The sequence below is a fragment of the Candidatus Nitrosotalea sp. FS genome, assembly GCF_011319475.1.
Classification (GTDB): Archaea; Thermoproteota; Nitrososphaeria; order Nitrososphaerales; family Nitrosopumilaceae; genus Nitrosotalea.
This window is the reverse complement of the sequence record NZ_RCMC01000195.1, coordinates 3,505-13,944: the sequence shown is the minus strand read 5'-3', so window position 1 is coordinate 13,944 and position 10,440 is coordinate 3,505. Positions and strand designations below refer to the sequence as shown.

Annotated in this window: 10 protein-coding genes and 4 pseudogenes; 6 read left to right on the top strand and 8 right to left on the bottom strand. The window is 38.6% G+C overall.

The genetic code is table 11. The features are described from left to right. Positions 1-35 precede the first annotated feature (35 nt). The 4 genes and pseudogenes from DYY66_RS07175 to DYY66_RS07165 all read right to left on the bottom strand — a co-directional run. Positions 36-1,101: pseudogene (locus tag DYY66_RS07175) on the bottom strand (ATP-dependent endonuclease); the annotation flags it as partial. Positions 1,102-1,170: 69 nt separating this feature from the next. Further along, positions 1,171-1,595, bottom strand: a pseudogene (locus DYY66_RS14550) (AAA family ATPase); the annotation flags it as partial. Positions 1,596-2,127: 532 nt separating this feature from the next. Further along, positions 2,128-2,526 (bottom strand): annotated as a pseudogene (locus DYY66_RS14540) (ATP-dependent endonuclease); the annotation flags it as partial. Between the two features lies 1 nt (position 2,527). Further along, positions 2,528-2,778, bottom strand: a 251-nt coding sequence (locus tag DYY66_RS07165) for an AAA family ATPase (protein WP_166287504.1), incomplete at its 3' end; no start/stop codon positions are given. 105 nt (positions 2,779-2,883) lie between these two features. Here DYY66_RS07165 and DYY66_RS07160 point away from each other — a divergent pair. The 3 genes from DYY66_RS07160 (at position 2,884) to DYY66_RS07150 (ending at position 4,619) form a co-directional block, all read left to right on the top strand. Next, the gene (locus tag DYY66_RS07160; protein WP_166287496.1) at positions 2,884-3,366 is read left to right on the top strand and encodes a hypothetical protein; all 483 of its coding nucleotides are present in this window, start codon (positions 2,884-2,886) and stop codon (positions 3,364-3,366) included. A gap of 72 nt (positions 3,367-3,438) precedes the next feature. Then, positions 3,439-4,026, top strand: coding sequence for a transcriptional regulator (locus DYY66_RS14535; RefSeq protein ID WP_255496322.1), 588 nt, complete (start codon positions 3,439-3,441; stop codon positions 4,024-4,026). Beyond that, a complete protein-coding gene (locus tag DYY66_RS07150; RefSeq protein WP_166287493.1) occupies positions 4,023-4,619 on the top strand; it encodes an RlmE family RNA methyltransferase in 597 nt (198 codons plus the stop codon). Before DYY66_RS14535 ends, DYY66_RS07150 begins: the two co-directional genes overlap by 4 nt. On the opposite strand, the gene DYY66_RS07145 is transcribed toward DYY66_RS07150, so the two are convergent. Then, positions 4,616-5,704: a tRNA (guanine-N1)-methyltransferase gene (locus DYY66_RS07145; RefSeq protein WP_218583663.1), complete on the bottom strand. Its 1,089-nt coding sequence runs from the start codon at positions 5,702-5,704 to the stop codon at positions 4,616-4,618. The genes DYY66_RS07150 and DYY66_RS07145 overlap by 4 nt on opposite strands. Before the next feature lie 121 nt (positions 5,705-5,825). Further along, positions 5,826-6,818 carry a GAF domain-containing protein gene (locus tag DYY66_RS07140; RefSeq protein WP_166287490.1) on the bottom strand — a complete coding sequence of 331 codons (993 nt, stop codon included), beginning with the start codon at positions 6,816-6,818 and terminating at the stop codon, positions 5,826-5,828. Positions 6,819-7,027: 209 nt separating this feature from the next. Between DYY66_RS07140 and DYY66_RS07135 the strand changes: the two genes are divergently transcribed. Together DYY66_RS07135 and rnhB are read left to right on the top strand one after the other, a co-directional pair. Beyond that, positions 7,028-7,237 (top strand): hypothetical protein, encoded by a 210-nt coding sequence (locus tag DYY66_RS07135; protein ID WP_255496319.1) that lies wholly within the window; start codon positions 7,028-7,030, stop codon positions 7,235-7,237. Between the two features lie 86 nt (positions 7,238-7,323). Next, entirely contained in the window at positions 7,324-7,947 is a 624-nt protein-coding gene (gene rnhB, locus DYY66_RS07130; protein ID WP_166287484.1) for a ribonuclease HII, read from the top strand. Here the strand turns inward: rnhB and DYY66_RS07125 are convergent. Beyond that, complete coding sequence (locus tag DYY66_RS07125) at positions 7,939-8,613, bottom strand: fibrillarin-like rRNA/tRNA 2'-O-methyltransferase (RefSeq protein ID WP_166287472.1); 675 nt, start codon at positions 8,611-8,613, stop codon at positions 7,939-7,941. The genes rnhB and DYY66_RS07125 overlap by 9 nt on opposite strands. Further along, entirely contained in the window at positions 8,594-9,892 is a 1,299-nt protein-coding gene (locus tag DYY66_RS07120; protein ID WP_255496316.1) for an NOP5/NOP56 family protein, read from the bottom strand. Before DYY66_RS07120 ends, DYY66_RS07125 begins: the two co-directional genes overlap by 20 nt. A gap of 78 nt (positions 9,893-9,970) precedes the next feature. On the opposite strand from DYY66_RS07120, the pseudogene DYY66_RS14530 reads away from it, so the two are divergent. Further along, positions 9,971-10,440 (top strand): annotated as a pseudogene (locus DYY66_RS14530) (dihydroorotate dehydrogenase); the annotation flags it as partial.

The window sequence follows — 10,440 nt, the reverse complement described above, 5'->3', positions numbered from 1 at the left end:
TTATGAGTAAAGTACAAATGATGATATTTTCCGTCTCATCTATTACGTGTTGTAGATGATTGTGCTCCTAGGTTTTGATTCTGTCTTATTCTCTCTGCAATCAATCTGTATAATGATCTGAATTGGTCCTTTGTCTTGTCTGATAAAAAGTCTGTCTCATTCAATACTATTTTCTCACAAATGTATCTGCAAATATCCTCTCTGTCAAATGTCTCCCAACCCAAGTGTTGGTTCTCTTTCCAAATCTCATTTAGGTTGTCTATGATGCTCTTCTTGCCTTTGCTGGATACATCATCCTTAGTTAATGTTGCATATCCTTCCTTTCTTAACTTGACTTCATAGGTCTGGTTTACGGCATAAAGGTAATCGTCTTCCATCATCAGGTCTTCTATGAATAATTTTGGCTGTCCTGTAAGCTCAAAAAAGATCATCTGTACTGACTTGAATTCATTAGATTGAAGTTCTGTGGAAATTTTTCTTGATTCCTCGGTATTGTCCAATAAGATAAAAGTATCATATCCGTGATTTTTGTAAAATATAGCAAGTGACAGGACTGAATTTTTGTTGTATGCTGGAACTATGTTAAGTGGATTCATGGAAAGATTTGGATCTTTTAGGAATCTATCAAATGCATTAAGATACATGCAATCAGACATGGTTTCTACTATTATCACAGGCCTTGAATTGTAACCAATTTGTTTGTCTACTATGGATTCAACAAGACCTCTTGACAAACCATACAATATTGGAATAAGGGTTTGATCATCTGCATTCCAGTAATCATAATAGATCTTGCTTAGGTGTCTTCTCTTGTCAAGCTCTACTACTAGCAAGTTTCCTTGGGTGTAATCAAATATCATAAATGGAGAGTGGGTTGCATAGAGTATCTGGTTGGAGCCTGCAAGACCTCTGAGCAGATCTGAGATTCCTCTCTGTTGTGCTGGGTGTAGGTTTCTTGCTGGTTCATCAAGTAACAGTATTGCTTCTTTCAATTCTGCCTTTTGTGTTTCAGCTGCAAAGTTTACGATAAATGAGAAAGTCCACTTGAATCCTTCAGCTCTTCTGTTGAGTAGTCCTGTGTTTGTAACGGTACCGTCTCTGNGAGAAAGTCCACTTGAATCCTTCAGCTCTTCTGTTGAGCAATCCTGTGTTTGTAACTGTACCGTCTTNCTTGGGTGTAATCAAATATCATAAATGGAGAGTGGGTTGCGTAAAGTATCTGATTAGAACCTGCTAGACCTTTGAGCAGATCTGAGATTCCTCTCTGTTGTGCTGGGTGTAGGTTTCTTGCTGGTTCATCAAGCAACAGTATTGCTTCTTTCAATTCTGCCTTTTGTGTCTCAGCTGCAAAGTTTACGATAAATGAGAAAGTCCACTTGAACCCTTCAGCTCTTCTATTGAGTAGTCCTGTGTTTGTAACGGTACCGTCTCTGTGTACATCTGATATGACCACACTCAAAACATTTCCTGGATTCCATCTCAGCTCTACGTGGATGGGGTCTCCCTTCCATGCAGGGTTGAGTCTCTCGCTGAGTCTTCGGCTTGAAGTGTGTAATAGTTTTATCAGTCTGGATGGACTGTTCTGTACCTCTTCTNTCGCTGAGTCTTCGGCTTGAAGTGTGTAATAGTTTTATCAATCTAGATGGACTGTTTTGTACCTCTTCGAGTTTTTGGGCGTCAAGCTCTGCTAGATAAAATAAATTGTTTACAGTCTCTGCCTTGTCAAACTCTTCAACATATTCTAGTCCCTTTGCTCTGATTCCTTTTGTCTCTCTGACAAATTCCTCAAGATCAATATTTCCAAGTATTTTTTTGTAATCTGAAAAATACACAAATCGTGGATGTAACTTGTCTTCGATGAAATTATCCAGAGCGGAACGTTCGTTTGTTCCTATTAGCATGTTATCAAATATGCTCTCTAAATCTTGGTAGATGTCTTTCCACCCTGAAATTATTGACGGTTCTTGTGATGCAATCAGGTAAATGTTATTGTTAAATTCTGCCATCATGTCCATAAAGACCTCTCTAGTTCGTGGTGGTGGGGCACTTAGGAACTTGGTATCGACCCTGATTCGTATGGCGTTTGGCATCTCGTCCACAAATGACTTGATCCTGTCCACAAAATTNAGAAACTTGGTATCGACCCTAATTCGTATGGGATTTGGCATCGCATCAACAAATGACTTGATTCTATCCACAAAGTTTTCCCACGAATTGAGTCTCTTGCTTGCCTCGCCGCTAATTTTTACGTCTCCAAAGTCATATTGTACTCTCGGATTCTTGTTTGTCCTGAAGATCTTCATCTTTCTTATGTCTTGGAGATTTGGAAATTTTTCTCGAATTAATGCAGTCTCTTTCTCACTTAGCACAAACTCTCCTTCTGCTAATTTTACCTCAGACTTGAGCTCCTCGGTCATTTCGTCACACAAATCTAATTCTGAAAGTTTTGTATCCTTGTTAAGTAAAGTGAGGGCTTCTAAAATCGTGGTCTTGCCGCTTTCATTTCTTCCAACAAATGCCGCAAGGNGCAGTCTCTTTCTCACTTAGCACAAACTCTCCTTCTGCTAGTCTTACCTCAGACTTGAGCTCTTCAGTCATTTCGTCACACAAGTCTAATTCAGAAAGTTTTGTATCTTTGTTAAGTAAAGTAAGGGCTTCTAGAATCGTGGTCTTGCCACTTTCATTTCTTCCCACAAATGCTGCAAGATCTCCTACTTTGATTTCACCAGAATCATGAATGCAACGATAACCTTGAACTCTAAATTTTCTAAGTCGCATCTAGCGGCTATTGGCTTGGCTGTGATTTAACTTATTCGTCAAATTTGTTACTTGGATCTTTTTCGACCAAATAGATATATGGGAACTAGAGCGCTTATACTATAATTGGCAGTAAAAAAAATTGCTTATCTCGTTTTTGTCTTTCCTGTAATTGTGTCGTTGATTTTTGGAGGATATGTGTTAGCTGATGTTTTGGCACAACCAAATAGACAATTAAACATGTGGCAATTCAACTTTGCACCACACATTGGACAACAAGAAGGAAATGCACAAATCAGATTGCTACATCTTGTCAGCAATTATACTGTATCAACACCATTGAACTTTAGTGTGATGGTGAACAACACTTCGTTTGATTGTGGTGACTTGTACTTGACAATATACAATCCAAACACATCTCCAAAACAAGTAATTGTTCAACATGCCTATTTCACACAATGTTTTGCACAAACTAATGCTGTTATGCCAATTCAGGATACATTTTCACCTGTGATCGATACACCCGGTATCTACCAGATTGTGGCAGAAATGAAAGACAAGACCAATCAAAACAGCATCAATGTAATGGCCTACATTAGGGTACAATAAGAAAATAATATGTTATTATATTGCGCGAGTGTCTATAATAACGGAGTAACTTCTAGTTATTAGTGATTAATTATGGCTAAAAAAGAAAAAAAACCGACCAAAAAGGTTGAAGAGAAAAAGAGTCTAGTCAAGACAGAAAAGAAAAAGGAATCACCAAAGATTGTCAAGAAAGCCGAATCTGACAAGATGGACAAGAAAAAATCTAAAAACGACAAGAAAAAGGATGCCGAGCTCTCCGAGGAAGAACTAGAGCAAATTGATGAAAAAGAGATTGAAAACTTCCAGATAGAGGGACTTGATATGGAAAAGCTAAAAACAACTGTTTTGGGCTTGGTTGCAAAACGTGGTGATAATGGCATGTTCCAAAGTGAACTTTGGAAAAAACTCAAACTCTCAAGCAGGGATGGCTCAAGACTTGCACTAAAACTTGAAAGACAGCACTTGGTAAAAAGAGAAAAAATTCTTGAAAACGGACGTTGGACTTACAAACTAAAGATTGCACATGTACCTGTAACAACTCAATCAATAGAATCCGCTCCTTGTCTGATATGTCCTGTTGAATCAAAATGTACTCTTGAAGGAGAAATTAGTCCAAGGACTTGTCCTTTGATTGAACAATGGGTGCTGACTGAACTTTCTACCAAGAAGGCAAAGAAATGAAATTAATCGATGCAAGGCGTGACTTGTATAGGCGATTAGCACACAAGGAAGGATATCGAAGTAGAGCAGCATACAAACTAAAAGAACTAAACACATCATACAGAATAATTGGTCCTGGATTTTCTGTCTTGGATCTTGGTTGTTCTCCTGGAGGATGGAGTCAGGTTGCACATGAACTTGCAGGAAACAAGGGACAGGTTATGGGCATTGACAAATCATTTGTTGAAGAAATTCCCGAAGTCCATTTCATTAGAGGAGACATTGAAGACGAATCAATTGTAGAGCAAATCTTCGAGTACTTTGGTGGCAAGATAAAGGCAGTGATATGTGATCTATCACCTACAGTAACTGGAATGTGGGATGTGGACCACGCAAGACAAATTTCATTAAATTATGCTGCAAGCAGAATAATGGATCAAGTGTTGGCAAAAAAAGGTAATGCACTCTTCAAAGTCTTTGACGGACAGTATTCAATTGAGTTTCGAGATTACATCAGAAAGAAATTTGCCAAAGTACAATTAAGAAAACCTCAGGCAAGCAGAAAGTCAAGCAGTGAACTGTACTATATCTGCCTGGGCTATCTTGGAAATTAAACTAGCGATAAAATCTCGGTTATAGTAGCATCTGTCTTGAATCCAGTTGGATTCATACTTGTTCTTGTAGCTCTATGTCCTGTTTCTTTGAGTTTTTCTATTATCTTGGCAAGAGATGGTGGTGCAGACTGTTTTCTGTGCCCAATTTCATCCAGGGTAAAATATGCTGGCGGCATGCCCATCTCTTCTTTGCACTTTTCAAGAAATAGCGTGCAAGACTTGTCAACTGTCAGGTTCTTCTCCTCTGATATCATGGAATCCACAAAATCTTTGTCATGAAGGCTCTCTATCCAGAGTGGACCTGCAAGTTTTGCCTTTGAATTGCAAATATTACATGTATGTTCTACCTCATGTACTGCTTTTCTGTTTCCGCAATTATCACAATGCAGGATATATCCCATGCAATCTTTGGTGTTTGTTCTAACAAGTATCTTGGCATATGCCTTGTAGTAATGCATGCTGTGTTGTACAAATAATGGATGTATCATGATATCCATTCGTCCTGCAACCATGTTTATACATCCAAGAATCAAACGTAATGCTATCTCGTTTCCGTAAATTGTTCTAACAGGAGTTCCATAATACTTGCGTTGGCATGCCTCTGGAAATATTCCGTGCAAGACAGTCATGTCAGTAGCAGTTACTGACAAGAGTCCTCCGTGAAAAGTTGCCCGTATCGCACAATCAAGATATCTAGAAGGTGAGCCAAATGGATCTACATCTATAATTGCGCCGCGTCCATCTCGTGTGGAGTGAAGACTCAGAAACCTACATGCCTCGTTTTCAGAAAATTCGCAATTTGTAACTTGATTTAACGTTGCAATGCTTTTTCCAATTTCCAAGGCTTGTTGGTTTACATCATTTACAATTACTTTTTCTATTGATTTTATTTCGTTTGCAACCCTTATGCTTCTTGCACCAATTCCTGCAAGTGAATCTAAAAAGATCTTTGGACCCTTGAAGTTTTTAAGAAATGCAGAATATGCTATTATTGAAAAATCTCTGCTAACCCTTGCACGTGGATTGAAAAAAGCAGGCTCCTTTGGAGGCACATCTTCTGATAATGATTCCTTTGGTACAAGCAGCTTTGTGCTTCCCTCGTTATCTCTGCAAGTTCTGACTCCAACAGGTTTTGCCTTGTCTGAAATGATTTAATAAATTGAAATGTACGCAGTTGATGCTCTGGAAATCTAGGAAATGATTTGCTCAGATGAGCAGAAAGTCCTTTGCCTCAAAAAAGCCTGAAAGCTCCTTTGAGAGCTGGTCTGAGAATATGCCTAGAATCTCAAAATCACTTGGCGTGAGGGATTTCTCACTGAAAATGGCCAAAACTGCTACAACCTCTCTCTTGTACAATATTGGGTATCCTGCAAAAGACTTGAGTTTCTCCTTTTTTGCCCAATCATGATATTTTATTCTGGGATCATGGGACACATCATTTGAGACTACGGGTTTCTTTGTCTTTACAATCGTTCCAATTTTTAGAGAGTTCAGAGATACTCTGGAGAACTCACCGTCTATGTTTTTGTACTTGCCTGCACTATACTTTAGAATTAATGTCTTTGACTTTTTACCGTAAAACCAGATTCGAGCAAATTTGGCATTAAAATATTTCACAAGGTTCTCGACTATGGACTGGAGTCTATCGTTTAGGTTGTCATGTTTTTTGATGGCATTCAATATGGTATACACTTGGAGCTTTTTTTCATTGGTGGCATGTTCATCAAACAAGACATATGGTGAAGATTTTGTTGCCTTGGATTCATAGGAGCGCAAGTCTGCTATCACGTCTGAAAATCTATTTAGAAAGTTGTTTGTTTCAAGATCATATTGTTCAATTGATGAGAAAACAAAATGGCAAATCCAGTCAAAATCCCCACTTAGTCTTGCTGAATAAATACAAAAGGGAGACTCGTTTAGATATCTTGTAAGCCTGTCAATTCCATCTGAAATATTTTTTGAAAACTTGAATTTGATGAGTATTGTTCTATTGACTTTTTCTGACACTAGACTTGGATTCAAAATTGCAGAATACCCTAGGATGGATTTGTTCTTGTCCAGTCTTCCAAGTCGTTGTCGCACCGCTCTATCTGTGATTGTAAAACCCATTCCCTGAAGTGTACTGGCTATCTCTTGTGAGGAAACTCTTGCATTTCTTCCAAGGTGGGAAAGTATGACCTTGTCTATGTCATCGAGCATGAAAAAATATTATACCATGTTACTAATATTAATTTCCGATTCGGAAATTATGTGTCCTATTTGATAATATTCCTATTACATTTGCTTCCAAATTGGAAATTTTACAAGATAATCTCTTCCAGCTTCTCTATAACAGTAAATCACTATGGTATATCATGAACAAAAGATCAATCAACAAATTCGCTATATTGGTGATATTGATGATAGCGGTGCCTGAAGCGGTTGGTCATACTCTTTTTGAGCGAGCACATTCTCCAGACTCGTCTGTAAATGCAGCAATTGTATTTACTGATAATCTACGTGATAACTCTGACAAGAATGGAGTGTGTCACCTTACGATAGAAAGTGATCAATCAGGTGTTAACATAGCTCGCGCCTCTGGACTTGAAGGAAAATATGGCGATCTTTCTTGTACCTAGTTTGTATTTTTTTTCCAACACGCCATGAAATGATCGTCTGATTACCTAAAATGGTTTAATACGTCTAACACAAGAACATCACAAATATGCTAGTCTGCGGAGTAGATGACGCAGGTCGTGGTTCAGTACTTGGCCCACTTGTAATTGCTGGAATTTCTATTGAACAAAAAAATATAAAACAACTTGTAAAGATTGGAGTCAAAGATTCAAAGCAACTCAGTCCTCAATTGCGAGAAAAGTTATACGAGCAAATATTGTCTCTTGTGGAAGGATACCATGTTGCAAAAATTCCTCCAAAGACAATAGACAAGAGTGTTAGTAAAAATCTGTTAAACCAACTTGAAGCAAACTATATGGCCAAAGTTATAAAAAAATTACAGGCAAACTCTTCATATGTTGATTCATGTGATGTGAACCCAAAACGATTTGGTCTGTATATTTCAAATCTTGCCAAGACTGGAAAAATTATCTCCAGTCATCATGCTGATAGAAAATACCCTGTAGTCTCTGCAGCTTCTATCATTGCCAAGGTAAACCGAGATAGAGAGATAGAGAAACTACGAAAAAACCATAACCTTGGAAGCGGATATCCATCTGACCCTAAAACGATGAGATTCATCAAGGAATGGGTGTCTCAAAATGGGGATGTGCCTGTATTTGTCAGAAAGAGCTGGAAACCAGTCAAAATCCTGCTAGGTACCTTATCCTAGATATTTTGCTACAATCATGCCATGGTCCCCTTCGTATGGCTCTAGGTTTATCTCTTGAACTATCTCAAAATTTGCAGATAATTTTTTGGCCTCTGAGCGCATTACTTGGGAAGGCTCTCTTGTAACATCGATACTTCTTGTTTTGATTACCAGCATCATGTAGCCTCCTTTTTTCAGATATGTTTTACAATTTAGTATTGCAATCTCTGTCTGGTCTGGTTGTGCAATATCTACATAGACAACATCAACAGGACCATACACTGAAAAGTATTCCTTTGGACTGCGGGCATCTTGCAATATTGGTACAATGTTTGATCTAAACGACGCCACTCTTTCCAAAAAATCTCTTGCAACTCTGCTTGAATGTTCTACTGCAAAAACAATTCCATTTGGACCAACGATATCTGATACATGACTTGCAGTTGTTCCGGTGGATACGCCAAGATAGAGAACTTTGGACTTTCTTACAATTGGTAAAGTTTCAAGACCATTCATTATGGCAGCGCCAAGTTTGCTACGATATGGATCCCATGCTCTAAACTCCTCGTCGTCTATCTTGACTAGTTTTTCTCTATAGACTTGATTTCCGGGTACGAGATTTATGGTTGCAAGTCTCTTTTCCCCTTCAATTTTTACCCAAAAAATATTATCTTCTTCGTTTTCCAAACTTTTTTCTCTTGCTCTTTTGCCAGTCGTTTCTCTTCTCTCCGCCACCACCTCTACCTCCTCCACCGTATCTTCTCTCTCCGCCTCCACCGCCAAACCTTCTGTCTCTCTGTTCATCGTTTCTACGTGGCTGGAAAGCTGGTCTCTCTGGCTGGTCCTTGTATTTTGTTCCTATCTCGGTAACTCGTATGTTGAGTTTCTCAAGCAATGTATCGTTTCTTCCCGCTCCAAAGACATCTACTCTTGCACCGATTGCAGCTTTTGCGGCTATTGCCCTTGCAATTTTGCCTCGCTGCCATCGTGGGGCGGCATGAACTAGTTGATGTTGAAATAGTAAACCGTGTTTTGGTGGTTGGGCACCTGTCTTGAGCGCTCTAAATAATGCCTTTTCAGCACCAAGAACTTGAATGGTACTTGCAGGCATTGATGCAAGTCTTTTCAAACTTCCTGCCTTGGCAAGAACTCTTGCTCCAACTGCAGAGCCAAGTATTACTGAAACGTTTGGTGCAATTGACTCCATCTGTGATTCAATGTGTTTTTCCAATGATTGTCTTAGATCGAAAAGATCCAAGATCTGTTTTGCAATGTTTTGAACTATTGCAAGATTCTCATCTGAGATCTGGCCACCTCTACTCTTTTTTTGCAATAATGACAACATCTCTGCTTTTTCTTCTGGAAAACCTGCATCAAGATATGTATTCTGTGTAATGTTCTCTCTTTTTCCTGCCATTACAATTTTTGAGTATCCACTGATTGTATCAATCATGTTGTCAAGCTCTGGAAAATGTAAGCCATACCACTCTCTTACTCTGGAACTTAGTAAATTGATCATCTTGTCTGTTTCATCCAGTGTGTTGATTGCCTGAATTATGTGCAGGTCGGGACTCTCGGAGATCTCTGTTACTCTGGATGATGAAAGACTAAGTGCAAAGTCACGTAACTTTCCTCTTGCGTCTCCCTCATTAGTTGCAAAGCCAGAATCTACAAGGACTCGCAGTTTTGAAGATTGGATTGTCTCTATCTTTTTTTCATCCATTATATCTGACTCGATTGATTTTTTTCTCAAGAGTTTGAGCAAAGAAGAATCGTTTACGACAACAATGCTTCCTAAATTGGCAAGAAAATGTTCTAGTTCGTTAAGGCTGGCTTGTTCTTTTTTTAGCTCTACATACTGTGTAGCTGGATTTGAAAATGGAAATGATTTTACACATTTGTTATCGTCAAAAACTGCAATACCCAACTCTGTTAAAATGACAGAATGCATAGAGTGCATTTTCATGGCTTACTAAAAAATGTAACATTATAGATCCTAGAACTATGTCAAACGTTATAAGACAACTATTTTTAATTATTAGAAGTGAGTCCTGACATCTCAACCAATGTGGGCCCAATTGCACTTGAGAGACCCACGATGCTTGCGTCTGGTATTCTTGGCATATCACTTGACGTTTTTGGCCGTCTATATAAGGAAGGAGCGGGAGCACTTGTTACAAAATCTCTTAGCAAGGAACCTTGGGATGGATATCCAAACCCCACAATTGTTGGCCTAAAAAATGGATACCTAAATGCAGTTGGACTGTCAAATCCTGGAGCTCCATATTTTGCAAAGATGCTGTCAGAAAACAAAACAGTTCCAATAATTGTCAGCCTAGTTGGCTCTATTCCAGAAGACTTTGTATTCATGATAAAACAATTTGAAAATGTAAAGATACTAGGTTACGAACTTAATCTGTCATGTCCTCATGTTGAAAAAGTTGGACTAGAAGTAGGCGATGATCCAGAACTTGTACATACAATAATAAAATCTGTAAAACAAACATCAAAGGT